Origin of the sequence: Streptomyces globosus, assembly GCF_003325375.1 — a bacterium.
GTDB classification, from domain to species: Bacteria; Actinomycetota; Actinomycetes; order Streptomycetales; family Streptomycetaceae; genus Streptomyces; species Streptomyces globosus_A.
Genome location: NZ_CP030862.1, coordinates 4944460 through 4968731, shown reverse-complemented (window position 1 = coordinate 4968731; position 24272 = coordinate 4944460). Strand labels below are relative to the sequence as shown.

Here is a 24272-nt window from a genome sequence, read left to right as displayed (position 1 = left end):
GCGGGTGCCAGGGTTCACGCATCTGCACACCGTTTCGGGGTTCTCCATGCGCTACGGAGGCTCCCATCCGGAACGGCTCGCGGAGCGTGCCGCGGAGCGGGGCATGGACGCCCTCGCCCTGACCGACCGCGACACCCTCGCGGGCGCGGTGCGGTTCGCGAAGGCCTGCGCCAGGGCCGGGGTCCGGCCGCTGTTCGGGGTGGACCTCGCCGTGGCCGCCGCCCCTGCCCCGGGTACCGCTTCCGCCTCTGCTTCCGCCGGGCGGGCCGCGGAGGCGTCCCACCGCCGGCGGACCCCCGCCAAGGGCGGGGCCTTCGTCGACGAGTCCGCCCCCCGGGCCGTCTTCCTCGCCCGCGACGGCGCCGCCGGCTGGGCGGAGCTGTGCCGGATGGTCACCGCCGCCCACGCGGGCGCCCCCGGAGCCGCCGCCCCGTCCGGCCCGCCCGTACTGCCCTGGGCGGAGCTGCCCGGCACCGGCGTGTTCGCCCTGCTCGGACCCGGCTCCGAGGTCGGCCGAGCCCTGGCCGCCGGCCGGCCCGACCGGGCCGCGCGGCTGCTCGCGCCCTGGCGGGAGGCGTACGGGGACGCCCTGCGCCTGGAGGCCGTGCACCACGGCCGCACCGGCACCGGGCCCGGCTCGCTGCGGCTGGCCGCCCGTACCGTCGGCTTCGCCGCCGAACAGGGCGTGCGCGCCGTCCTCACCAACGCCGTCCGCTACGCCGACCCGGGGCAGGGGCCGGTCGCCGACATCCTCGACGCGGCCCGCCGCCTGGTACCGGTCGACCCGCGGGGCCCCCTCGACGGCGGCGAGCGCTGGCTGAAGGACCCGGCCGCCATGGCCGACGCCGCCGAGCGGATCACCCGGGCCGCCGGCCTCGGGCCGGGCGACGCCCGCCGGCTCCTCGCGGAGACCCGGCACACCGCCGAGGCGTGCGCGGTGGACCCCGAGGACGACCTCGGCATCGGCTCCGTGCACTTCCCCGAGGCCCGCCTCGTCGGCGCCGGCGACCGCACCGCCCAGCGGGTCCTCGCCTCGCGGGCCGCCGCCGGCATGGTGCTGCGCGGCTACGCCGGCAAGCCCGCGTACTGGGAGCGGATGCACCACGAGCTCGACATCATCGCCTACCACGGCTTCGCCCCGTACTTCCTGACGGTGGCCCAGGTCGTCGACGACGTACGCGGGATGGGCATCCGCACCGCCGCCCGCGGATCCGGTGCCGGCTCCCTCGTCAACCACCTCCTCGGGATCGCCCACGCCGACCCCGTCGAGCAGAACCTGCTGATGGAGCGGTTCCTCTCCCGGCGCCGCCGCGTCCTGCCCGACATCGACATCGACGTGGAGTCCGCCCGCCGCCTGGGGGTCTACCGGCGCATCATCGACCGGTTCGGCGCCGAGCGCGTCGCGACCGTCGCCATGCCCGAGACCTACCGCGTCCGGCATGCCATCCGCGACGTGGGCGCCGCTCTGTCCATGGACCCGGCCGAGGTCGACCGCCTCGCCAAGGCCTTCCCGCACATCCGCGCCCGCGACGCCCGCGCGGCCCTGGCCGAACTCCCCGAACTGCGCGCCGTCCGCGAGGAGCGGCACGGACGGCTGTGGGAGCTCGTCGAGGCGCTGGACGCACTGCCCCGCGGGATCGCCATGCACCCGTGCGGGGTGCTGCTCTCCGACGCCTCCCTGCTCGCCCGCACCCCCGTGGTGCCCACCAGCGGCGAGGGCTTCCCCATGTCCCAGTTCGACAAGGACGACGTGGAGGAGCTCGGCCTGCTCAAGCTCGACGTGCTCGGCGTGCGAATGCAGTCCGCGATGGCGCACGCCGTGGCCGAGATCCGGCGGGCCACGGGGAAGGAGCTCGACCTGGACGACCCGGCGCAGGTCCCGCCGGGCGACCCGGCGACGTACGAGCTCATCCGCTCCGCCGAGACCCTGGGCTGCTTCCAGATCGAATCCCCGGGCCAGCGCGACCTGGTGGGCCGGCTCCAGCCGTCGACCTTCCACGACCTCGTCGTGGACATCTCCCTCTTCCGGCCCGGCCCGGTCGCCGCCGACATGGTCCGGCCGTTCATCGAGGCCCGGCACGGGCGGGCCCCGGTCCGCTTCCCGCACCCGCACCTGGAGCCCGCGCTGGCGGAGACGTACGGGGTGGTGGTCTTCCACGAGCAGGTCATCGAGATCGTGCACGTCATGACCGGCTGCGGGCGGGACGAGGCGGACCGCGTGCGGCGCGGGCTCTCCGACGCGGAGTCCCAGCCGCGGATCAAGGCGTGGTTCGCGGCGAAGGCCGCCGAGCGGGGCTACCCGCCCGAGGTGATCGCCCGCACCTGGGAGATCGTCGAGGCGTTCGGCAGCTACGGCTTCTGCAAGGCGCACGCCGTGGCCTTCGCGGTGCCGACGTACCAGTCGGCGTGGCTCAAGGCCCATCACCCGGCCGCCTTCTACGCCGGGCTGCTCACCCACGACCCGGGCATGTACCCCAAGCGGCTGCTCCTCGCCGACGCCCGGCGGCGGGGCGTGCCGGTGCTGCCCCTGGACGTGAACCGCTCGGCGGCCGCCCATCGCATCGAACTGGTGTCCGATCAGGGGGGTGGCCCGCCGGTGTGGGGGCTCCGGCTCGCCCTCGGCGACGTCCACGGCATCAGCGGAGCGGAGGCGGCCCGGATCGAGGCGGGGCAGCCGTACGGGTCGCTGCGCGACTTCTGGGAGCGGGCGCACCCCGGCCACCCCGTCGCCCAGCGCCTGGCCCAGGTCGGCGCCCTGGACTCCTTCGGCGCCAACCGGCGCGACCTCCTGCTGCACCTGTCCGAACTGCACGGCGCGCAGCGGGCCGCCGGAGCCCGCGGCGGCGGCCCCCGCAGCGCCCAGCTCCCACTGGACGGCGGCCGGTCCACGGCCGCGGTCGGCCTGCCCGACCTGACCGACGCGGAGCGGCTCAGCGCCGAACTGGGCGTCCTCGGCATGGACGCCTCCCGCCACCTGATGGGGGACCACCGCGCCTTCCTGGCGGAGCTGGGCGTCGTCCCCGCCGACCGGCTGCGCGAGGTCGGGCACGGCCGGACGGTCCTGGTCGCGGGCGCCAAGGCGGCCACCCAGACCCCGCCGATCCGGTCCGGCCGGCGGGTCATCTTCAGCACCCTCGACGACGGGACCGGCCTGGTCGACCTGGCCTTCTTCGACGACAGCCACGAGGCGTGCGCGCACACCGTCTTCCACTCGTTCCTGCTGCTGGTCAGAGGCGTCGTGCAGCGCCGCGGCCCGCAGAGCCTGAGCGTGGTCGCCTCGGCCGCCTGGAACCTGGCCGAACTGGTCGAACTGCGCGAGGCCGGCGGGCTGGACGCCGTCGCGCAGCGGCTCGCCGAGCCCGCCGGCCCGCCCGCCGGCGGGGAGGCCGGCGCCGACCCCTCCGGCGGCCGCCGGGTCCACCTGCCCACGGGCTACGAGATGAACCCGTGGGCGGACCTCCGGCCGGCCGGGGAGGGCGCGGCGACGGGGCGCCGGCTGTGGCACGCGAGCCCGGGGAGCGCGGGATGACCGGGCGCGGGGTGACCGGGCAGCGCGGGATGACCGGGCGCGGGATGACCGGGCAGCGCGGGGTGGCCGGGCAGCCGGCCGCCGGGCCCGCGCCCGCAGCCGGCCCGGAGCCCGCCGCCGGCGCCACCGTGCTGTGCGTCCGCATGCGCCGGCTGGACGGGGAGCCGCTCGGCGCCCCGCTCTACACCGGCCTGCTCGAACTGCTCGGCGAGCTCACCCCCCTCGTGCAGCCGGCCCCGCCCGACACCGCGCTCCTCGACGTCCGCGGCGCCCTGCGCTACTTCGGCCGCAGCGCCCCCGAACTGGCCGCCCTGATACGGGTCCGCGCCCTCGCCCGGTACGGCGTCGACTGCGCGATCGGCATCGCAGGCAACCCGATGCTGGCCCGGATGGCCGCCGCCGGGGCCCCCTGCGGGGGGACCGTCCGCGTCGGCCCGGACCCGGGCGCGGTACGGGAGTTCCTGGACCGCAGGCCCGTCGCCGCCCTCCACGGCGTCGGCCCCAAGGCGGCCCGCACCCTGTGCGCGTACGGCCTCGACTCGGTCGGCCGCGTCGCCGCCGCGCCGCCCGCCCTCCTGCGCCGCCTCCTCGGCGCCCGGGCCGGCCGCGAGGTGCACGAACGCGCCCTCGGCATCGACCGCACCCCGGTCCGGCCCGGCGCCGCGGCCCGCTCCCTGGCCGCCGAGCGGCCCTTCGCCCGCGACGAGCTGGACCCCGTACGGCACCGCCGCGCGCTGCTCTCGCTGACCGAGGAGCTCGGCGCGCTCCTCCGCGCCCGCGGACAGGTCTGCCGGGCCGTCTCCCTCACCGTGCGCTGCGCCGACCGCACCGGCCTCACCCGTACGAGGACCCTGGCCGAACCCACCTCGCACTCCGCCGACTTGACCGCCGCGGCCTACGCCCTGTACGCGGCGCTCGGCCTCCAGCGGGCCCGCGTACGGGCGCTGTCGCTGCGGGTCGAGGAGCTCGCCCCGGCCGACCGGGCGGCCCACCAGCTGAGCTTCGACCCCGAGGACGAGAAGGCGCGGCGTCTGGAGGCGGTCGCCGACCGGGTGCGGGCGCGCTTCGGTCCGCACGCCATTGCTCGCGGCACGCTCGCGGCCTAGCGGGGGAGCGGTCGGGGCGCAGTCGACACCTGATTTTTTTACCGACGCGTAACTTCCCTGTATTGCTACCCGCCCGTAATTTGGCGTGAGCAGCACCCCTTGTGATCCGGATCACGGGATTGAACCCCCACGTCTCTTCCCCTTGACCCGCAAGGAGATCACCTGATGCTGCCCTGGCGACGCCTGCTCCGCCCGCTGGCCGTCCTCCTCCTCACCGCCGCCGCACTCGCCGCCCCCTCCGGAACCGCCCAGGCCGCCGCCACCGGCCCCAGCCGCGGCTGGAACGACTTCTCCTGCAAGCCCTCCGCCGCCCACCCCCGGCCCGTCGTCCTCGTCCACGGCACCCTCGGCAACTCCGTCGACAACTGGCTCGGGTTCGCCCCCTACCTCGTCCACCGCGGGTACTGCGTCTTCTCCCTCGACTACGGCCAGCTCCCCGGCGTGCCCTTCTTCCACGGGCTCGGCCCCGTCGACAAGTCCGCCGAGCAGCTCTCCGCGTACGTCGACCGGGTGCTCGGCGCGACCGGGGCGCGGAAGGTCGACATCGTCGGCCACTCCCAGGGCGGCATGATGCCGAACTACTACCTGAAGTTCCTCGGCGGCGCCGACAAGGTCAACGCCCTGGTCGGCCTGGCCCCCGACAACCACGGCACCACCCTGAGCGGGCTCACCAAGCTGCTGCCCTACTTCCCCGGCGCCGAGGAGCTGATCAGCACGAAGACGCCCGCGCTCGCCGACCAGATCGCCGGATCGCCCTTCCTCGCCAAGCTCAACGCGCCCGGCGACACCGTGCCCGGCGTCCGGTACACGGTGATCGCCACCAGGTACGACCAGGTGGTCACCCCCTACCGCAGCGGGTTCCTCCAGGGCCCCGGGTCCCAGGTGCGCAACGTCGTCCTCCAGGACCTGTGCCCCCTGGACTTCTCCGAGCACCTCACCATCGCACTCACCGACCGGATCGCCTGGCACGAGGCGCTCAACGCCCTCGACCCGGCGAACGCCGAACCGACCACCTGCGCCTCGGTCTTCGACTGAGCCGCCCGCGGCGGGCCGGCCGGTCCGGGTCAGAGGAGCAGGGCGCGGAGGCCCTCCGCGGTGCGGGCCTGCCGGTCGAGGGCGTCCAGCGCGCGGACGGCCTCGGCGGCGGCCTCCGGATCGCGGGCGGCCAGCCCGCTCGCCGCGAACTCGTCCTCGTCCAGGCGCAGGACGGCCGACGCGTCCGCCGAGACCCACAGGTCGAGGTCGAGGTCCTCGACGCGGATCTCGCCGCCCGCGACCGCCGCCGGGCGCGTGATGTCGCAGTACCAGCCCTTCAGGGCGCCGCCTCCGGTGCGCACCTCCTTCACCGCGTACCAGCGCGAGCGCCAGTAGTGCTCGGTGAAGACGTCGCCCGGCTCGAAGCGGACGAAGCCGAAGTCGCGGACGCCGTCGGCCGCCCACCGGGCGCGGACGGTGATCCGGTCGCCGTCGTCGGACAGCACCCGGGCCGGGTAGCGGATCTTGGTGCGGCCCGCCTTCGAGAGGGCCACGGACACGTCCTCCGCGGCGCCGCCCCCGTCCGCGGGGCCGTCCGCGGGGCCGGGCAGCGGCTTCGCGTAGCGGACCTCCGTCGCGCAGACCTCGTACCCGAACCACTCGTTGACGGCGAGCATCGGCCCGTTCCCGGTGTCGTTGCCGGTGAAGGCCTCCCGGTAGCCGGCCGCGCGGGCCCGGCGCAGCGAGTCCGCCTTGGCGAGTTTGGCCAGGCCCCGCCCGCGGAAGGCCTGCGCGGTGCCGGTCATCGCCGAGCCGTAGCGCGCGGCCCCGTCGGTGCGGGCCGCGGTGAACGCGGCGACGGCCCCGTCCACCACCACGACCGAGGTCAGCTCCCTGTCGAGCTCCGGGTCGTGCCAGACGGTCCGCAGCCAGTCCTCGTAGTCCTCCAGCAGCAGCGGTACGTCGCCCGGCTCGTCCGCGGAGGCCGCCGCGTCCGCCTCGAACAGCGGGCGCGGGTCGTCCGCGAACGCCGAACCGGGGCGCAGCTCGACGCCCGCGGGCAGTTCGGCGGGGGCCGGGGGCAGTACGGCCGCGGACAGGTCCAGGCGCAGGAAGTGCGCGGAGCGGCCCGACCGGTAGCCGTGCCGCTCGGCGAACGCCCGTGCCGGCTCCTCGTCCAGCACCCAGGCGTACACCTCCGCGGCTCCGCAGGCGGCCAGGTGCTTCTCGGCCGCGCGCAGCAGCGCCGTCCCCGCCCCGCGGCGCCGGTGCGCCGGGTCCACCTGGGCGTTGACGAAGGCCCGGCCCGGCTCGGCGCTGTCGTGGACGATGCCGGTCTGGGCCGTCCCGACCACCAGCCCCGCGCCGTCCTCGGCGACGAGGATCCGCGCGTGCCGCGCGGCGGGGGCGGAGGCCAGCTCGAAGGCGACCCCGGCGGGGGTGGAGATCATGAACGGCAGCGCCGCACGGCGCACCCGTACGACGGCCTCCACGTCGGCGGGATCGAGCGGGCGGAGATCACGGATCTTGACGGTCATGGGCCGACCGTAGGCGCCGGGTGCGGCCCGACGCCTGCGAATATCACGGCCGATGGGGGAGAATCGGCCCGTGACCTCGACGAACCTGAACATCCGGATCGACGGCTCGGCCGGCGCCCCCGCCCCGTACGAGCAGCTGCGCGCCCAGATCGCCGACGCGGCGCTCGCGGGCCGGCTGCCGGTCGGACACAAGCTGCCGACGGTTCGCGGCCTCGCCGAGGAGCTGGGGCTCGCCGCGAACACGGTCGCGAAGGCCTACCGGGTCCTGGAGGCGGACGGCGTGGTCGAGACCCGGGGCCGGCACGGCACGTTCGTCGCGGCCGCCGCCGACTCCGCCGCGCGGGAGGCGGCCGCCGCCGCCCAGGCCTACGCCGAGCGCGCCCGTCGCCTGGGCCTCACCTTCGAGGAGGCGGCGGCCGCCGCCCTGGACGCCCTCCGCGCCCGCTTCGACGCCTGACGACGACCTCAGAGATACAGGCCTGCCTCCGCGGTGTGCCCCTGGGGCGGCAGCAGCGGTCCCGCCGGGCCGGTGCCGCGCAGGCGCGCGTACAGCTCCGCCAGCGTCGCGCCCTCCCGGGGGACGTCCTCCTGCGTGCCCAGCCATTCCGCGGACTCGCCGTGCGTGAGCCGGCCGACCTCGATGCGGGCCAGGCAGCGGCCGGGGCGGACCACGGCGGGGTGCAGCCGCTCCAGGTCCTCGTTGGTCGTCACCCCGACGAGGACGTTGCGGCCCTGGCCCAGCAGGCCGTCCGTCAGGTTCAGCAGCCGCGACAGCGCCTGCCCGGCGGTGTGCCGGGCCTCGCCGCGGATCAGCTCGTCGCAGTCCTCCAGCAGGAGCAGCCGCCACCGGCCCCGGGCCGAGCCGTCGTCCTCGCCGATGGCGATGTCCATCAGGTAGCCGATGTCGTTGAAGAGCCGCTCGGGGTCGAGGACGCAGTCCACCTGGCACCAGTCCCGCCAGGACCGGGCCAGCGTCCGCAGCGCGGACGTCTTCCCCGTCCCCGGCGGACCGTGCAGCAGCAGGAGCCGCCCGGTGATGTCGTCCGGGGTCACCTTCATCAGGCGGTCCATGGCGGACGCCACCGGCGCCGTGTAGTTCCGGCGGACCTCCGCCCAGGTCCCCGCGGAGATCTGACGGGTCGTGCGGTGGGGGCCGCGGCGCGGTGAGACGTACCAGAAGCCCATGGTGACGTTCTCCGGCTGCGGTTCCGGCTCGTCCTGCGCGCCCTCGACGGCCTCGCCGAGAACGCCCTCGGCGACCTCGTCGCTGACGGCGGTCACCGTCACGTCCGCGCCGCGGCTCCAGCGGGAGACGAGCACCGTCCAGCCGTCGCCCTCCGCCAGGACGGCGCTGCGGTCGGAGTCGCGCGCCGCGCGGAGCACGGCGGCGCCGGGCGGCAGCAGCGTCGCCTCGGCCTTCACCCGCTCGATGCTCACGCTGCGCGAGTAGGGCTGCTCGCCGGAGGCGAACCGGCCGAGGAACAGCGCGTCGACGACATCCGCCGGGGAGTCGCTGTCGTCGACGGTGAGCCGGATCGGCAGGGAGTCATGGGGGTTGGCTGGCATGGCGCCCATGATCCGGCACGAGCCGTCGCGGCGCACCGGTGTTTCGCCGGAACGGCTCAGGGCCTGTCCTGCGGATCGCGGCCGGGTTCGGCCCTGATCCGCCGGACAGACCCTGGGCCTGTCCTGCCGGCTTCCACCCCAAACCCCGGCGCGGTGAAGGTCCGGCGCCCAATCCTCCGCCGAACCTCCTTGGCATGAACACTTCCGGCCAATCCCGGCTCCCGGTACCACGGACTCAGGAGTAACCCCGACTCCCGAGTAACCCCCCCACGAACGCCCCCACGAGGAGCCGCACATGCCCCTGCGCAGCATGCCCCGCCTCGCCGCCTGGACCTCCTCCCTCTTACTCGCCGCCGGCGCTGCCCTGTTCGGTTCCGGCCAAGCGGCCGCAGCCTCCGCCGACTTCGGCTACGTCGCCCTGGGCGACTCGTACTCCTCCGGCCTCGGCGCGGGGAACTACGACTCCTCCAGCGGCTCCTGCAAGCGCACCCCCCGCGCCTACCCGGCCCTGTGGGCCGCCGCCAACTCCCCGCAGAGCTTCGCCTTCACCGCCTGCTCCGGAGCCCGCACCGGCGACGTCGTCGCCAACCAGCTCGGACCGCTGAACTCCGGAACCGACCTGGTCAGCATCACCATCGGCGGCAACGACGCCGGATTCTCCGACGTCATGACGACCTGTGTGCTCCAGTCCGAGTCGACCTGCGTCAACCGGGTGAACCAGGCCAAGGGCTACGTCGACTCCACCCTCCCCGCCCAACTCGACAGGGTCTACAACTCCATCCGCGGCAAGGCCCCCGCCGCCCGCGTCGTCGTCCTCGGCTACCCCCGCTTCTACAAGCTCAACGGCACCTGCATCGCCGGCCTCACCGAAGGCGAGCGCGCCGCCATCAACGGCGCGGCCGACCACCTGAACGCGGCCATCGCCAAGCGCGCCGCCGACCACGGCTTCACCTTCGCCTCCGTCGTCGGCACCTTCACCGGCCACGAGATCTGCTCCGGCAGCGCCTGGCTCCACAGCGTCAACTGGGCGAACATCTCCGAGTCCTACCACCCGACCGCCGCCGGGCAGTCCGGCGGCTACCTGCCCGTCCTCCGCAACAACGCGTGACCGCCGCGGGCGGCGGACCGGCAAGCCCCGGCCCGCCGCCCGCAGCACCCCCGTACGCGGGGCCCGTACGACGCGGCCCCGTACGCGCCGCAGTCAGGCGGCGGCCTCCGGGTCGAACTCGGCCCCCGGCCCCGCTCCGGTGCCGGGCCCGGGCTCCGGCTCGCTCCCGCCGCCCGCCTGCGGGTCCGGCTCCGGCTCCGGGGACACGCCCGGACCGGGCGAGGCGCTCACACCGGGGGAGGGGGACCCGCCCGGCGGGGCCTCCTCGCACACCACCGAGAACTCCACCCACTCCGACACCGCCTCGGCCGGCCCCCGGACCTCCAGGCGCACCGCGTCCTCCAGGATCCCGCCCGCCCGGTGCGCGAGCTCGGTGTGCTCCAACTCCAGCTCCCCGTGCGCCGGGTAGGGGGCGGACCGCCAGCCCTCGGCGGAGCCGCCGCCGCGCCGCACCCACCGGTACTCGACCGACGCCGGCCGCGGCTCCACCGCCACGGCGGCGGTGAAGGCCGGCGCCCGCCACGCCGCGGCCGGGCAGCTCCCCGCGTACGCGGCGCGCACGGCCCGGACGGCGGCGGAGGCATGCGGCGCGGCCGTACCCGACGGCGAGGGGGACCCGGACGCGGAGGCCGACGCGGACGCCGAAGCCGAGGCGGACGCCGGCCCCGAACCGCCGGCGGAGCCCGCAGGCCTGCCCGCCGCCCCCGGCTCCGGGCCCGACGCGGACGGCGGGGCGGCGGAGGCCGACGGCCCGGCCGAGCCGGAGCCGCCCCCACCGCCCGCGGCCCGTTCCGCGAGCAGCAGCCAGGTCAGCACCGCCACCGCCGCCACCAGCACCGCGACCCCCGCGGCGAGCACCGTCCCGGCCCGCCCCGGGCCCTGCGGCCGCGGCCCGTACCCGGCACCCGGCTCCGCGACGGGTGCCGGGCCGGTCCGCGGCATCGGTGCGGTCGGCCCCGGGTCCGCGAGCGCCCCGCCGCTGCCGTGCAGGGCAGGACCCGGCGCGCCCGCCCCGGCCCGCGGCCCGCCCGGATCCCGCAAGGCCCCGCCCGCGCCGACGATCCGCAGCACCCGGGCCGCCTCCTGCGCCGACGGCCGCGCACCCGGGTCCTTGCGCAGCAGCCCGTCCAGTACGGGCGCCAGCGCCCCGGCCCGCCGGGGCTCCGGAGGCTCGCCCTCCACCACCGCCCGCAGCGTCGACAGCGCGGACTCGCGGCGGAACGGCGAGACGCCCTCCACGGCCGTGTACAAGGTCACTCCGAGCGACCACAGGTCCGACGCCGTGCTGGGCTCCTCGCCCAGCGCCACCTCCGGCGCGATGTACTCCGGAGAGCCGACCACCTCGCCCGTCACCGTGATCGCCGCCGACCCCTCCAGGCGCGCGATCCCGAAGTCGCCCAGCACCACCCGGCCGTCGTTGGCCAGCAGCACGTTGGCGGGCTTGACGTCCCGGTGCAGCACGCCCGCCTCGTGCGCGGCCCGCAGCGCCGCCAGCACCTGCTCGCCGACGTGCGCGGCGCGCTGCGGGGCGAGCGGACCCTCCGACTCCAGCACGTCGGCCAGCGACAGCCCGCGGACCAGCTCCATCACGATCCACGGCCGGCCGTCCTCGGTCACCACGTCGTACACCGTGACGACCCCGCGGTGCGCCACCCGCGCCGCGGCCCAGGCCTCCCGCTCCAGCCGCCGGTACAGCCGCCCGACCTCGGCGCCGTCCAGCCCGGCGGGCGCGCGCACCTCCTTGACGGCCACCTCGCGGGCCAGCACCTCGTCCCTGGCGCGCCACACGACGCCCATGCCGCCCCGGCCCAGCAGGCCGAGCAGCCGGTAGCGGCCCGCCACGACCCGGTCCGGGCCCGCCGCGCCGCCCGTACCGCCACCGCCTCCGCCCGCCGCGCCCGTCCCGCCGGCGCCCCTGCCGTCCGTCACGCGAGCCCCCTGTGCATCCGTGCGTCCCTGCGCCCCTGTGCGATCGGGCGGTCACTCCAAGTTAGCGCAGTGCGCCCCGCGTGACCCCTGTCGCGGCGCCGGAACGCGTGGCGTGCCGGGCGCGGGGCGCCCCCGCCGCGCCCCCGCGTGCCGCCCGCGGCATGGCTGAACACCGCGGAGCTTGCGGAGAGTAACCGACAACTCCGCTGAGTAACCGTCAACTCCCCGACGCATAGGGGTAATTCACACCACCGGGATACCCGGGGGCGTCTCGGGGGCGATAGGGTTAACCTGCCCGGGCCGGGTGCCCTCGTACGGGTGGGGAGAGAACATGGAACAGATAACGATGCGCAGCAGGCCGCCCCGCGTGCCTGCCATCACCTGCGGAAGCAGCGCGACCAGCTCGCGCCTCGACCGCCACCTCGCCGTGCTGGGCGGACCCGCCGTCCCGCACCGGGAGGTCGCCGAGGCGACCCTGCTGATGCGCGAACTCACCTCGCGCGACCACACGCACCGGCTGCGGAGCCGGAGCGCGCGCGTCTCGCTCTTCGCGCCGCTGCGGCGGCTGCGTCGCTCGCTCTTCGGCAGCCGCCGCTCGTAAGAACGGTCCCGACCCCCGTCAGGTTTCGCCCCGGCCTACGCAATTACTCCATCCCGGCGCAGAGTCGCGATCTGCGCGCCCGACATCCCCAGGGCGCGCAGCAGGGCGTCGGTGTGCTCGCCGAGCGCGGGCACCGCACCCATCCGCGGTGCGGCGCCCCCCGGCAGCCCGATCGGCGGCAGCAGCGCCCGCAGCGGACCCGCCGGCGATCCCACCTCCCGCCAGCGGTCACGCGCCGCGAGCTGCGGATGGTGCGCGAGCTGCGCCACCGAGTTCAGGCGGGCGCATGCGATACCCGCCCCCTCCAGCCGCCGCACGGCCTCGGCCGCGTCCAGCCGGCCCAGCGCCTCCGCGACGACCGCGTCCGTCTTCTCCCGGCCCCGGGTCCGGGCCGCGTTGGTCGCATACGCCGGATCATCCGCCAACTCGGGACGCTCCAGCACCTGTCCGGCCAGCCGCCGCCACTCGCGGTCGTTCTGCACCGACAGCAGTACGCGGTCCCCGTCGGCCGTCGCGTAGGCGTCGTACGGGGCGATCACCGCATGCGCCAGGCCCGTGCGGGCGGGCTGCTCCCCGCCGTGCATCGTGTGGTGCAGCGGATGTCCCATCCACTCGGCGAGCGCGTCCAGCATCGACACCTCCACGCGGCCCCCGCGCCCGGTCACCCCGCGTCGCAGCAGCGCCGCCAGGACCCCGGAGAAGGCGTACATGGCCGCCGCGATGTCCGCGGCCGGAATCCCCGCCTTGACGGGCCGCTCGGGAGTGCCCGTCACCGACACCAGGCCCGCCTCGCACTGCACCAGCATGTCGTAGGCCCGCTTGTGCGCGTACGGGCCCTGCGGGCCGTAGCCGGAGACGTCCACGGCGACCAGCCGCGGATACCGCGCGCACAGCGCCGCCGAGTCAAGCCCGAGCCGGGCGGCCGCGCCCTGCGCCAGGTTCTGCACGAACACGTCGGCCCCGGCCAGCAGCCCGTGCAGCACCTCCAGGCCGCGCGGGTCCTTCAGGTCCAGCGCGAGGGACTCCTTGCCGCGGTTGGCCCAGACGAAGTGCGAGGCGAGGCCCCGGGCCGCGGTGTCGTAGCCGCGGGCGAAGTCGCCGCCGTCCGGGCGCTCCACCTTCACGACCCTCGCCCCCAGGTCCGCCAGCTGGCGCGTGGCGAACGGGGCAGAGACGGCCTGTTCCACCGCGACGACGGTGACGCCCTCCAGGGGCAGCGGATCCGCGGGCCGGGCGTGCACGTCCTGAGTGTGAGATGCCATGCGCCCTGCCTACCTGCCCGCACCTCGCCCTGTCACCACCCCCTCTAGGATGGCGGCGAGGTGATGAGCGATGACAGCCGGCGGACGCCCCGCTGAACCCGAAGTGATCTGGGCCCGCCCGCAGCGCGCCGGCCGCGGGCCCCGGCCCGCGCACACCCGGGAGTCGATCGCCGCCGAGGCCGTCCGCATCGCCGACGCCGAGGGCATCGACGCCGTCTCCATGCGGCGCGTCGCCGCCGGCGTCGGCGCCGGCACCATGTCCCTCTACAACTACGTGCCGCGCAAGGAAGACCTGTACGAGCTGATGGTCGACGCCGTCAGCGCCGAGTACGCCTTCCCCCCGCCCACCGGCGACTGGCAGGCCGACCTCCTCGGCCTCGCCCGCCAGACGCGACGCCTGATGCACCGCCACCCCTGGCTGCCCCGCCTGCTCGGCCCCGTCCACGGCTTCAGCCCCCAGGCCCTGCGCTACCTCGAGTACAGCCTGGACTGCCTCACCCCGCTGGACCTGCCCGGAGGGCAGAAGCTGGAACTCCTCGCGACCGTGAACGGCTCCGTCGCGACGTTCGCGGCGAACGAGCTCGCCATGGCCGAGCGGGCTCGCGCCCTGCCCTGGAGCGAGGCCGACGAGACGCGGGTACGGACCGCCTGGCTCGGCTCCGCCCTGGCGACCGGCGCCTACCCGCTGCTCGCGGCCGCCCTCGCCGACACCCATCCCGTCGCCGAGGTGGCCGCAGACATGGACGCCGTCTTCGACCGCTGCGTGCTCCGCCTGCTGGCCGGGTGGACGCCTCCCGCCTGACGGCCCCGAGCCCGGCCGCCCCGTCACAGTAGGGCGAACTGCCCGCCCGGGCCCTCCTCCAGGTGGTCCAGGACGGACGCCGGGCGCCGCGCCCACCGCGGCGGCGGCAGCACCCCGCCGGCCGCCAGCTCCGCCCGGGGCAGCAGCGGCCCCGGCTCGAACGCCGCCCGCTCCTCCGCCGCCCCGGCCAGCAGCGCCAGCGTCGTCACCAGCGCGAGCAGCTCCGACGTCCACGCCTGCGGCCACACGGCCGGACCCACCGCCTCCAGCCCCGCCGCCTCCGGGCTGCGGTGCGCGCAGCGGGCCGCGAACCACGCCTCCAGGACCCGTGCCCCGCCCGGCGCCCCGTACTCCCAGGCCTCCGCCGGGACGGGGGAGACCGTACCCGTGCCGAGGACCAGTGTCTCCGCGGCCGCGTCGTAGCCGATCCCGCCGGGCCAGCCGGTGACCGCGGAGCGCACGTACGGGCGGCGGCCGCCCGGCAGCCGGGGCGGCTCCGCGCCGCCGCCCCCGCGCAGCCGCACGGCCAGCAGGCGGCTGCCCAGCTCCAGCCCCGCCCGCCACCGCCCCGGGTCGGAGGGCAGCGGCACCCCGTACCCGCGCGGCCCCGGCCGGCCGGCGGCCAGGATCCAGCACAGCACGTCCTGCGGGGTGACCCAGCCGCCGAAGCGCGCGCCCAGCAGCGGCAGCAGGCCCGGCGCGAGGTTGGGCTCCGCGCCGCCCGGGCGGCGGTGCAGCGGCCGGATCCGGCCCAGCCGGCCGGCCGGCAGGCGCGCGGTGACCTGGAGGCCCGGCTCCGGGAGGGCCGCCGCCGGCGCCGGCGCGGAAGCCGCACCGGACGCCGGCGCGGCTTCCGGGACCGCTGCCGGAACCGGCTCCGGGCCCTCCAGGACGAAGAGCTGCTGCCCGTCCAGCACCCGCCACAGCTCCGGCCGGGCCGAGTCGATCAGCCGCTGGTCGGGCAGCAGCCACTGCTCGTCGAAGGGCGCCAGCAGCGCCCGCACCGGCTCCGGGCACGGCCCCGGGGCATCGGCGAAGCGGGCCGTGGACGGCGCGCGCTGCCCCGGCAGCGCGGCCGCGCCCAGCGCCGTGGAACGGGCCCGGCTCGGCCGGAACAGCCGCTCCCGCTCCGCCCCCTCGGCACCGGCCAGCACGCCCCAGCGAGCCTGCAGGGCCGCCGGATCGGGGGCGGCGACCCAGGCGCGGCCCAGGCGCAGGCCGCTCACGGCCCACGGCATCAGCTCGTCCAGCAGCGGTACGTCGTCGCTCACCCGGCAGATGGTAGCGACGGCCCCCGCACCCGGCAGGCCCCCCGCAGCCGTGTCCGGGCCGGGCGGTGGCCGAAGCGTTACGCTCCTTGTGTACGGCGTGTACGGCGTGTACGGCCCCGTGCACGGGCGCCGCGGGCCCGGCCCGGGTGCGCGCGGGGCGACCGCAGAGCCGAGGAGCGGACATGAGTCAGTACGACGAATACTCGACCCCCTCGCAGGCCGAGGGCGAGCGGCTCGACGAGGACATGGACGAGAAGGAGCGGGCGGCGCACCACCACCCGGACACCATGCGCACCACCCCCTCCCAGGCGGAGGGCGAGCGCCGCGCCGACGACGACGAGAAGTAGCCGCACGGCGGGAGCGGCGGCGGGGCGCCGGCTCCGGCCTCCTCAGTGCGCGTCGACCGTCACCGTGAAGGAGAAGCGGTCGCCGCGGTACCGGATGCGCGCCACGTCCACGACGCGCCCGTCCTCCCCGTACGTGACGCCCGTGTAGTGCAGGATCGGGCTCAGCAGCGGCACGCGCAGCAGCTCGGCCGTCTCGGGATCGGCCAGCCGCGCCTCGACGGTGTCCGTGATCCGGCTGATCCGCACGCCGACCACGTCCCGCAGGACCTTGGTCATCGGCCAGCGCGCCAGGTCCTCCAGGTCCACCGCTTCCGCGATCTCCGGGCGCACCGCGTTCTCCGCCCAGTTCGTCGGCTCGCCGCTCTCGCCGTCGTGGCGCAGCCGCCGGTAGACGACGACCTCGGCCGTGTCGGGGAAGTGCTCCAGCAGCTCGCCCGAGACGGCCGTCCGCTCGTGCCCCAGCACGGTCGTCCGGTCGCCCGACTGCTGCGCCACGATCGCGTCGACCGAGCCCAGCAGCCGCACAGGGGCCCCGCGCATGGCCCCGGGCTCGATGAACGTCCCGCGCCGCCGGTGCCGGCTGATCAGCCCCTCGCCCTCCAGCTCCTTGAGCGCCTGGCGCATCGTCAGCACACTCACCCCGTAGTGCTCGGCGAGCTGCTCCTCGGTGGGCAGGCGCAGCGAGGCGTCCGGGGTGCGGCCCAGTATCGAGGCGCGCAACGACTGCGACACCTGATACCAGAGCGGCAGCTTCCGGTTCAGCACCAGCGAGTCTGGGGCGAAGGCGGTCACGGGTGGTTCTCCGTACGGACGAGGCGGCGGGCACGCGCGCGCGGGGCGCGCGGCCCCTCCCGGCGGGGCCGGGAGCATCTTAGGCGCGGAAGTGCCGTTCCAGCCCCTCCCAGACGTCGTCGTACGCACGCTGGAGGTGGTCCGCACCGGCGGCCTGGGCGGTCGCGGTGATCGGCCAGCGCGTCTCGAACATGAACGCCAGGCCGTCGTCGATCTTCTGCGGCTTCAGCTCGGCGGCGCTCGCCCTGTCGAAGGTCTCCCGGTCGGGGCCGTGCGCCGACATCATGTTGTGCAGCGAGCCGCCGCCAGGGACGAAGCCCTCGGCCTTGGCGTCGTAGGAGCCCTCGATGAGGCCCATGTACTCGCTCATCACGTTCCGGTGGAAGTACGGCGGCCGGAAGGTGTCCTCGCCGACGAGCCAGCGCGGCGCGAAGACCACGAAGTCGACGCCGGCCAGGCCGGGCGTGTCCGAGGGCGAGGTCAGCACGGTGAAGATCGACGGGTCGGGGTGGTCGTAGCTGATGGACCCCAGCACGTTGAAGCGGTGCAGGTCGTAGACGTACGGGGCGTGCGTGCCGTACCAGGCGACGACGTCGAGCGGGGAGTGGTCGTACGTCGCCGACCACAGGTTGCCGCAGAACTTGTTGACCACCTCCGTGGGCCGGTCCCCGTCCTCGTACGCGGCCACCGGCGCCCGGAAGTCGCGGGCGTTGGCCAGGCCGTTGGCGCCGATCGGGCCGAGGTCCGGCAGCTCGAAGGGGCGCCCGTAGTTCTCGCACACGTAGCCGCGGGCGGTGCCGTCGAGGAGCTCGACGCGGAAGCGGACGCCGCGCGGGATCAGCGCCACCTCGCCGGGGCGGGCGGCGAGCAGGCCGAGCTCGGTGCGCAGCAGGAGCCCGCCGCGCTCGGGGACGATCAGCAGTTCGCCGTCGGAGTCGCTGAAGACCCGGTCTGTCATGTCGGCGTCGGCGGAGTAGAGGTGGATGGCCATGCCGGTGCGCTGGGCGGCGTCGCCGTTGCCGCCGAGGGTCCACAGGCCGGCCAGGAAGTCGGTGCCGGGGGCCGGGTCGGGCAGCGGGTTCCAGCGCAGCCGGTTCGGGTCGGCCGGGGCCTCGGTGAACGGCGCCGTCCGAAGGGACCCGTTGTCGACGCGGGTGAACGGCGGGTGTGCGGCGGACGGGCGGATGCGGTACAGCCACGAGCGGCGGTTGTGGCTGCGGGGCTCGGTGAACGCGCTGCCGCTGAGCTGCTCCGCGTACAGGCCGAGGGGGGCGCGCTGGGGCGAGTTCCGGCCTGACGGGAGGGCGCCGGGCACGGCCTCGGAGCTGTGCTCGTTTCCGAACCCGGTGAGGTACTCCAGGCCCTCGGCCGTCTTCCTGGCCTGCTCGCTCATGGGGTGCTTCCGCTCTGTCGAAGGAATCCTATGGTCGACAGTAGGATTCCCCGGCCCGCGCGTCAATGGCCCCTGGAGGGCGTGTGGGGCGCGGCTTGGATCGATGCTGTCGCAGGGGATCCGAAAACATGAACATTGCTCTACTCTCTCGCGCATGTCGTGGACCCCGTGGACCCGCAGACGCCCCGCCGCCCGGCCGGCCCTCCTCGCCGCCCTCCTCACCCTGCTGCCGCTGCTGACCCTCCTGACGGCCGCGCCCGCCGCACGCGCGCACGAGGAGCGGCCGGTCACCTTCCCCGACGGCAGCGGATCCGTGCCCGCCTACCGCAACGCCGAGCCCGACCTGCTGGTCTGCAAGACCGACCGGCCGGCCTTCGAGCGCCGCATCGCGGCCTTCCCCGAGGCGCTCAGGCAGCGCAACCTCGCCCTGTACGAGCGGTGCGAGAAGTCCGGCTACCGCCACCTCCAGCAGGCCGTCGACGCGGTGGACCGGCCAGGCATGAACATCGCGATCCTCCCCGGCCTGTACGAGGAGGAGCCCTCCCTGCCCAAGCCGTCGGGGGAGTGCGCCGCCCTGAAGGCCCCCTCCTCCGCGCTCGGCTACCAGATCCTGTCGTACGAGCAGCAGGTGCAGTGCCGGCACAACCAGAACCTCGTCGCCATCCTCGGCAAGAAGGACCTCCAGATCGAGGGGACGGGCGCGTCCCGGCTCGACGTCGTCATCGACGCCAAGTACCAGAAGCTCAACGCCATCCGCGCCGACCGGTCGAACGGCGTCTACTTCCGAAACTTCACCGCCCAGCGCACCACCTTCAACGCCCTGTACGTCCTCGCCGGCGACGGCTTCGTCATCGACGACGTCCTGACCCGCTGGAACGACGAGTACGGCTTCCTGACCTTCGCCAGCGACCACGGCCTGTACAAGAACTGCGAGTCGTACGGGAACGGCGACTCCGGCATCTACCCGGGCAGCGCCAGCAACATCAACGAGGGCCGCGGCTACGACGTCCCCCGCTACTCCATCGAGATCACCGGCTGCCGCAGCCACCACAACATGGTCGGCTACTCCGGCACCGCCGGGGACTCGGTGTGGGTGCACGACAACGAGTTCGACCACAACATGGGCGGCGCCTCGATGGACAGCGCCTTCCCCGGGCACCCCGGCCTGCCGCAGAACCACGCGAAGTTCGAGCGGAACCTCATCCACGACAACAACCAGGACTACTACCGGTACGTCGCCGACGGCACCTGCGCGAAGCCGCCCGTCGAGCGCGGATACGAGCAGGGCGTCGTCTGCCCGCAGATCTCCATGCCGCCGGGCACCGGCATCATCACCGCCGGCGGCAACTGGAACATCTACGAGGGCAACTGGGTGTACGGGCACCGCCGCGCCGGCTTCTACCTGTCGGCCGTGCCCGCCTTCATCCGCGGCGAGAACGCCTGGTCGAAGCAGGCCGACACCTCCCACCACAACCGGTACGCGGAGAACGTCCTGGGCCGCGACAAGTCCGGGGCCGTCCGCCCCAACGGGATGGACGTGTGGTGGGACGGACAGGGCCGCGGCAACTGCTGGCAGCCCGGCCCCGACGGCTCCTCCCCGGGAGCCCTGCCCGAGTGCGGGGAGCGCCGCGGAGCGGTGTCAGGCGGCTCGCACCGGCTGGTGGGCGAGCCGGTGAAGCTCGCACAGCTGCTCGTCTGCGCCGACTACGACGTGCAGGCGCGCAGGCTCCCCGCAGGCTGCGACTGGTACGGCGCCCGGGGCCTGGCCCGCGTCGAGACCCAGATCGCGCTGGGCACGGCCGCGGTCCTGGGGCTCGTCGGGGCGGTGCTGTGGGCGCGCCGGCTGCGCGGCTCCCGCCTGGGCACGGCGGCGTCGCTGCTGGGCCTGGCCGGCCTGGCCCTGGACGTCGCCGGCTCCACGACCCCGCTGGCCGACACGGCCGTCCCCGCCGTGGCCCTCCTCCTCCTCGGCCTGTGGTGGGCCGGCGCCGGCGCGGCCCTGCACGCGGACCGCCCCTGGCTGGCCCGGCTGACCCTCCTCCTGGCCGGCCTGACCCTCCTCGACGCCTTCGACAAGGCCGTCCTGATGATCCCGGGGACCCCCGTCAGCCCTGCCTGGGCCCGCGCCCTGGCAGCAGTCGTCTGGACCCTCTGGGCAGCCGCCGCCTCCGCCCGCCCCACGCCCACCCCCACCCCCGCGCCCACCCCCACACCGACCCCGGCCGAGAGGCGCCCCAGGTGACCCCACCCCCACCGCCCCCCACCCCCACGGGGCCGACCCCCGCACCCGCGCCGGCCACACCCGCCACCACCCCACCCTCCGCCCACCGCACACCCGACCTCGCCCACCCACCGACCCATCCGACGGCGCCGGCCCACCCCACCCCCGCACCGACCCGCCCCACCTCGCGGCCCCAGTCCCTTCCCACCTCGCGGCCCCAGTCCCTTCCCTCCGCGCAGGCCCCGGCCCGCGCCTCCGCGCAGGCACCGATCCACCCCGGGACCGCGGCCAACCCCGCGCAGGCCCCGGCCCGTGCGGGGAATGCGGCTGGCCCCGCGCAGGCACCGATCCACCCCGGGACCGCGGCCAACCCCGCGCAGGCCCCGGCCCGTGCGGGGAATGCGGCTGGCCCCGCGCAGGCACCGATCCACCCCGGGACCACGGCCGACCCCGCGCAGGCGTCAGCCCGTCCCGGGACCGCCGCCGACCCCGCGCAGGCGCCGACCCGTTCGGGGGCCGCCGTGGTTGGCCCCGTGCACGCACCGGTGCGCAGTGCCGTGCCGGCCTGGCCTCCGCGGGCGTCGGACCGGCCCGCAGCCTCGGCCCGATCCGCCCAGGCCGGGCCGGGCGAGAGCGTGCCGGGGCTCAGCCCGGGATCCGGCGCGGAGGGCCGGTACGGGCCCGCCGCCGCCGGCTGGGGTGGCGCGCCCGGCGGGCCCGGCCCGGCCGCACCCGCCCCCGGCGGGGGGCCGCTCGCGGGCAGGCGGCTGCGCCGGCGGGAGCGGGCTGCCGCCCTGCTCGCCACCGTGTTGCTGCTCGGCGGTTCCGCGGCCGGCTGCGGCGGCCGGCCCACGACCCACCACAAGCCGGGCACCAGCCACGAGCAGGCCTCCGGCAGCGCCGGGACGCTGCTCGACGCCCGCGACAGCGCCGGCCACCGGTTCCGCGAAGTCCCCGCCGCCGGCGCCCCGCAGGTCGGCATCAGCGTCCGCCCCGACAGCGAGGACGGCTGGAACGTCCAACTGTCGGTGCAGAACTTCCGCTTCACCCCGGGCAGCGCCGGCGGTGCCGCCATCCCCGGCACCGGCCACGCCCACCTGGAGCTCGACGGCCGCAAGGTGGCCCGGCTGTACGGCCCCTGGTTCCACCTGCCCGCGGCGCAGGTCCCCGAGGGCGCGCACATCCTGACCGCCCGCCTCTACGCCGACGACCACACCGTGTGGGCCGTCGGCGGCAAGGCGGTCGAAGCCGGCACCGCCCTGTCCGCCCCGGCCGGCGGCGCGCACGGCAGCCACAGCCACGGCGGGCCCGCCTCACCCCATGCCCCGCAGCCGCCGCAGGCGCAGCCGTCCGCGCCGGCCCCCGCCGCCGACCGCACGGTCACCATCGCCGTGAAGGACGGCAAGGTGACGCCCGCTCCCGGCCGCACCGAGCTGAAGCGCGGGCAGAGCGTCGCCCTGCGCGTCACCAGCGACCGCTCCGACACCCTGCACGTCCACGGCTACGACAGGGAACTCGCCCTCCCGGCAGGCCAGGAGGCCACCCTGGTCCTCACCGCCGACCGCACTGGCCTGTTCGAGGTCGAGACGCACACCTCCCGGCTCGTCCTGACCCAGCTGCTGGTCCGGTGACGCCGCCGCCCCACGGGCCGGGCAGCGGCCTGGACCCCGTAGCGGGCTCCCCGGCAGCCGACCTCGGCGCTGCCGCCGCCGACCGGGGCGCGGTCCCCGACCCGGCCGGCGCGGCCGCCGCCGACCACCCGCTCACCGTGCTCGCGCACGGCATCGGATCCCAGCACGACCTGCCGATCTCTCCCTTCTACGCGTTCGCCGGCGCCTTCACCGCACTCTTCGCCTCATTTCTCGTCCTCGGCCTGCTCTGGTCCTCCTCCCGGTTCCGCGGAGACCGGTCCGGCATCGCCCTGCCGGCCGCCCTCCAGCGGACCGCCGACGCGCCCGCCACCCGCGCCGCCCTGCGCGCCCTCGGCCTCGCCGCCGCACTCGCCGTCCTCGCCTCCCTCCTCCTCGGTCCCGACGACCCCGCCCGCAACCCCGGCCCCGGCGCCGTCTACGTCCTCTTCTGGGTCGGCCTCGTGCCCGCCTCCCTCCTCCTCGGCCCCGTCTGGGGACTGCTGAACCCGCTCCGCACCCTGTACCGCCTGCTGCCCCGCTCCCTGCGCACGCGGCCGGCCCCGCTTCCGGCCCGGATCGGCCAATGGCCCGCCGCGGTCGGGCTGTTCGGCTTCACCTGGCTGGAGCTCGCCTCTCCGGATCCTGCATCCACCACCCCCCTCCTGATCGCCCTCTCCCTGTACGGCGCCGCCCACCTTGCGCTCGCCGCCCGTTTCGGCGAGCGCTGGTTCGCCGAAGGCGACGCCTTCGAGGCGTATTCCGCCCTCCTGGCCAGGCTCTCCCCCCTCGGCCGCCGCGCCGACGGCCTCCTCGTCCTGCGCAACCCCTTCCACGGACTCGACGCGACGCCCGAGCGGCCCGGACTCGTCGCCACCGTCTGCGTCCTGCTCGGCTCCACCGCCTACGACGGCTTCAGCGACAACCCCTCCTGGATCACCACCCTCCAGACCTCCCCTCTCGGCCGCACCCCCACGGCCACACTCGGACTGCTTGCTTCCGTCGCCCTCGTCGCCACCCTGTACTGCCTGTGCGCGGCGGCCACCCGCCTCGTCAGCGGTCCTCACCCCGGCCCGCTGACGGCCTTCGCGCACTCACTCGTGCCGATCGCCCTCGGCTATCTCATCGCCCACTACTTCTCCCTTCTCGTGACCGAAGGACCACGCACAGTAATCATGGCATTCGGCACTGACAATCGGCCCGAGGCCTTGTCCCCCTTGGGCCCCGGGGGCCTCGCCGCCCTCCAGGTCGTGTCCGTCGTCGCCGGGCACGTCCTCGGTGTCATCGCCGCCCACGACCGCTCCGTACGCCTCTTCCCGCCGGCCCGCGCCCTCGCCGGACAGCTCCCGATGCTGGCGCTGATGATCACTTACACGCTCGGAGGCATCGCCCTCCTCCTGAACTGACCCGCCGCCGTCCGCCGGCCCCGCGCGCCTGTCGCGGCCGGCGGCTGAAACCGCCCGCCCGGAGCGGCATGATGGACCCCGTGCCCGCCACCCATTCCTTGCGCCGTGCGCCCGTACAGCAGCGCAGCGCCGACCGGCTCGCCCGGATCCTCGAGGCCTGCGCCGAACTCCTCGGCGAATCGGGCTACGAGAACCTCAGTACCCGGGCCGTCGCCGCACGCGCAGGCGTGCCCATCGGATCGGTCTACCGCTTCTTCGGCAACAAGCGGGCCATGGCCATCGCCCTCGCCCACCGCAACCTGGACCGCTACACCGACGCCATCGCGGACCGCCTCGCCGCCCTCCCGGACTCCGGCTGGCGGCCTGTGGCCGACGTGGTCCTGGATGAGTACCTGGCCATGAAGCGGACGGTGCCCGGCTTCGCGCTCGTCGACTTCGGCGTGCCCTCGCCGCCTGAGGACGGCCCGGCCGCCGACCCCAACCGGACGGTCGCCGCACGCCTCACCGAACTCCTCGCCACGCACCTCGGCCGCACGCCGGACGCTGCCCTGGAGCGGGCCGTCCTGGTCGCCGTCGAGGCCACGGACGCGCTGACCAAGCTGGCGTTCCGGACCGACCCGGCGGGGGACCCGGCGATCGTGGAGGAGATCCGGGCCATGATGCAGGCGTACCTCGCCCGCGTCCTGGACTGACCCCGAGACCGGAAGCCCCCCGCCGCGCCCTTCCGCCCCGCACCCTCCCCGACGTGCGTACCGGTCGGTATGCTCGTGCCGCCGTACCACGCCGACGTCCCCGCCG

General features: G+C 75.8%; 19 protein-coding genes and 1 pseudogene. 12 read left to right on the top strand and 8 right to left on the bottom strand.

The window, feature by feature from the left end:
- Nucleotides 1-4 precede the first annotated feature (4 nt).
- From C0216_RS22030 to C0216_RS22020, 3 genes are all read left to right on the top strand, one after another.
- Nucleotides 5-3529, top strand: a complete 3525-nt coding sequence (locus C0216_RS22030; RefSeq protein WP_114056946.1) for a DNA polymerase III subunit alpha — start codon at nt 5-7, stop codon at nt 3527-3529.
- 143 nt (nt 3530-3672) lie between these two features.
- A complete protein-coding gene (locus C0216_RS22025; protein WP_246042861.1) occupies nt 3673-4635 on the top strand; it encodes a DNA polymerase Y family protein in 963 nt (320 codons plus the stop codon).
- Between the two features lie 165 nt (nt 4636-4800).
- Entirely contained in the window at nt 4801-5670 is an 870-nt protein-coding gene (locus C0216_RS22020; protein WP_114056945.1) for an esterase/lipase family protein, read from the top strand.
- 29 nt (nt 5671-5699) lie between these two features.
- Here C0216_RS22020 and C0216_RS34645 read toward each other — a convergent pair whose 3' ends face one another.
- Together C0216_RS34645 and C0216_RS34640 are read right to left on the bottom strand one after the other, a co-directional pair.
- On the bottom strand, nt 5700-6116 hold the full coding sequence (locus C0216_RS34645; protein ID WP_281277973.1) for a DUF402 domain-containing protein: 417 nt from the start codon (nt 6114-6116) through the stop codon (nt 5700-5702).
- Nucleotides 6117-6218: 102 nt separating this feature from the next.
- A pseudogene (locus C0216_RS34640) lies at nt 6219-7148 on the bottom strand (N-acetyltransferase family protein); the annotation flags it as partial.
- A gap of 52 nt (nt 7149-7200) precedes the next feature.
- Here C0216_RS34640 and C0216_RS22010 point away from each other — a divergent pair.
- Nucleotides 7201-7605 carry a GntR family transcriptional regulator gene (locus C0216_RS22010; RefSeq protein ID WP_114056944.1) on the top strand — a complete coding sequence of 135 codons (405 nt, stop codon included), beginning with the start codon at nt 7201-7203 and terminating at the stop codon, nt 7603-7605.
- Nucleotides 7606-7613: 8 nt separating this feature from the next.
- Here C0216_RS22010 and C0216_RS22005 read toward each other — a convergent pair whose 3' ends face one another.
- On the bottom strand, nt 7614-8723 hold the full coding sequence (locus C0216_RS22005; RefSeq protein ID WP_246042650.1) for a DUF5925 domain-containing protein: 1110 nt from the start codon (nt 8721-8723) through the stop codon (nt 7614-7616).
- A 286-nt stretch (nt 8724-9009) separates the two neighbouring features.
- Between C0216_RS22005 and C0216_RS22000 the strand changes: the two genes are divergently transcribed.
- Nucleotides 9010-9822, top strand: a complete 813-nt coding sequence (locus tag C0216_RS22000; RefSeq protein WP_281277953.1) for an SGNH/GDSL hydrolase family protein — start codon at nt 9010-9012, stop codon at nt 9820-9822.
- 93 nt (nt 9823-9915) lie between these two features.
- Here the strand turns inward: C0216_RS22000 and C0216_RS21995 are convergent, their stop codons facing one another.
- Nucleotides 9916-11619 (bottom strand): serine/threonine-protein kinase, encoded by a 1704-nt coding sequence (locus C0216_RS21995; RefSeq protein WP_114058834.1) that lies wholly within the window; start codon nt 11617-11619, stop codon nt 9916-9918.
- A gap of 463 nt (nt 11620-12082) precedes the next feature.
- On the opposite strand from C0216_RS21995, the gene C0216_RS21990 reads away from it, so the two are divergent.
- Nucleotides 12083-12352: a hypothetical protein gene (locus C0216_RS21990; RefSeq protein WP_114056943.1), complete on the top strand. Its 270-nt coding sequence runs from the start codon at nt 12083-12085 to the stop codon at nt 12350-12352.
- A gap of 35 nt (nt 12353-12387) precedes the next feature.
- On the opposite strand, the gene C0216_RS21985 is transcribed toward C0216_RS21990, so the two are convergent.
- A complete protein-coding gene (locus tag C0216_RS21985) occupies nt 12388-13614 on the bottom strand; it encodes a CaiB/BaiF CoA transferase family protein (RefSeq protein ID WP_114056942.1) in 1227 nt (408 codons plus the stop codon).
- 70 nt (nt 13615-13684) lie between these two features.
- Here C0216_RS21985 and C0216_RS21980 point away from each other — a divergent pair, with 70 nt between their 5' ends.
- Nucleotides 13685-14416 carry a TetR/AcrR family transcriptional regulator gene (locus C0216_RS21980; RefSeq protein WP_114056941.1) on the top strand — a complete coding sequence of 244 codons (732 nt, stop codon included), beginning with the start codon at nt 13685-13687 and terminating at the stop codon, nt 14414-14416.
- A gap of 23 nt (nt 14417-14439) precedes the next feature.
- On the opposite strand, the gene C0216_RS21975 is transcribed toward C0216_RS21980, so the two are convergent.
- A complete protein-coding gene (locus tag C0216_RS21975; RefSeq protein ID WP_114058833.1) occupies nt 14440-15696 on the bottom strand; it encodes a type ISP restriction/modification enzyme in 1257 nt (418 codons plus the stop codon).
- A gap of 173 nt (nt 15697-15869) precedes the next feature.
- Here C0216_RS21975 and C0216_RS33920 point away from each other — a divergent pair, with 173 nt between their 5' ends.
- Entirely contained in the window at nt 15870-16034 is a 165-nt protein-coding gene (locus tag C0216_RS33920) for a hypothetical protein (protein WP_174250436.1), read from the top strand.
- Between the two features lie 42 nt (nt 16035-16076).
- On the opposite strand, the gene C0216_RS21970 is transcribed toward C0216_RS33920, so the two are convergent.
- On the bottom strand, nt 16077-16826 hold the full coding sequence (locus tag C0216_RS21970) for a GntR family transcriptional regulator (RefSeq protein ID WP_114056940.1): 750 nt from the start codon (nt 16824-16826) through the stop codon (nt 16077-16079).
- 79 nt (nt 16827-16905) lie between these two features.
- Nucleotides 16906-18219: a homogentisate 1,2-dioxygenase gene (gene hmgA, locus C0216_RS21965; protein WP_114056939.1), complete on the bottom strand. Its 1314-nt coding sequence runs from the start codon at nt 18217-18219 to the stop codon at nt 16906-16908.
- 154 nt (nt 18220-18373) lie between these two features.
- On the opposite strand from hmgA, the gene C0216_RS21960 reads away from it, so the two are divergent.
- The 4 genes from C0216_RS21960 (at nt 18374) to C0216_RS21945 (ending at nt 24166) form a co-directional block, all read left to right on the top strand.
- Nucleotides 18374-20461 (top strand): right-handed parallel beta-helix repeat-containing protein, encoded by a 2088-nt coding sequence (locus tag C0216_RS21960; protein ID WP_114056938.1) that lies wholly within the window; start codon nt 18374-18376, stop codon nt 20459-20461.
- 773 nt (nt 20462-21234) lie between these two features.
- Entirely contained in the window at nt 21235-22071 is an 837-nt protein-coding gene (locus tag C0216_RS21955; RefSeq protein WP_174250537.1) for a hypothetical protein, read from the top strand.
- Nucleotides 22072-22208: 137 nt separating this feature from the next.
- Nucleotides 22209-23474, top strand: a complete 1266-nt coding sequence (locus C0216_RS21950; protein WP_114058831.1) for a hypothetical protein — start codon at nt 22209-22211, stop codon at nt 23472-23474.
- Nucleotides 23475-23545: 71 nt separating this feature from the next.
- Complete coding sequence (locus C0216_RS21945; protein WP_114056937.1) at nt 23546-24166, top strand: TetR/AcrR family transcriptional regulator; 621 nt, start codon at nt 23546-23548, stop codon at nt 24164-24166.
- The last annotated feature ends 106 nt before the right edge of the window (nt 24167-24272 follow it).

Bases quoted from the DNA above. Each gene is read 5' to 3' on its own strand.
- C0216_RS33920 (WP_174250436.1), top strand. From the start codon at position 15,870: ATGAGTCAGTACGACGAATACTCGACCCCCTCGCAGGCCGAGGGCGAG.
- C0216_RS21945 (WP_114056937.1), top strand. From the start codon at position 23,546: ATGGACCCCGTGCCCGCCACCCATTCCTTGCGCCGTGCGCCCGTACAG.
- hmgA (WP_114056939.1), bottom strand. From the start codon at position 18,219: ATGAGCGAGCAGGCCAGGAAGACGGCCGAGGGCCTGGAGTACCTCACC.
- C0216_RS21980 (WP_114056941.1), top strand. From the start codon at position 13,685: ATGACAGCCGGCGGACGCCCCGCTGAACCCGAAGTGATCTGGGCCCGC.
- C0216_RS21990 (WP_114056943.1), top strand. From the start codon at position 12,083: ATGGAACAGATAACGATGCGCAGCAGGCCGCCCCGCGTGCCTGCCATC.
- C0216_RS22000 (WP_281277953.1), top strand. From the start codon at position 9,010: ATGCCCCTGCGCAGCATGCCCCGCCTCGCCGCCTGGACCTCCTCCCTC.
- C0216_RS22020 (WP_114056945.1), top strand. From the start codon at position 4,801: ATGCTGCCCTGGCGACGCCTGCTCCGCCCGCTGGCCGTCCTCCTCCTC.
- C0216_RS21995 (WP_114058834.1), bottom strand. From the start codon at position 11,619: ATGGGCGTCGTGTGGCGCGCCAGGGACGAGGTGCTGGCCCGCGAGGTG.
- C0216_RS22005 (WP_246042650.1), bottom strand. From the start codon at position 8,723: ATGGGCGCCATGCCAGCCAACCCCCATGACTCCCTGCCGATCCGGCTC.
- C0216_RS21985 (WP_114056942.1), bottom strand. From the start codon at position 13,614: ATGGCATCTCACACTCAGGACGTGCACGCCCGGCCCGCGGATCCGCTG.
- C0216_RS22010 (WP_114056944.1), top strand. From the start codon at position 7,201: ATGGGGGAGAATCGGCCCGTGACCTCGACGAACCTGAACATCCGGATC.
- C0216_RS21960 (WP_114056938.1), top strand. From the start codon at position 18,374: ATGTCGTGGACCCCGTGGACCCGCAGACGCCCCGCCGCCCGGCCGGCC.
- C0216_RS22025 (WP_246042861.1), top strand. From the start codon at position 3,673: ATGCGCCGGCTGGACGGGGAGCCGCTCGGCGCCCCGCTCTACACCGGC.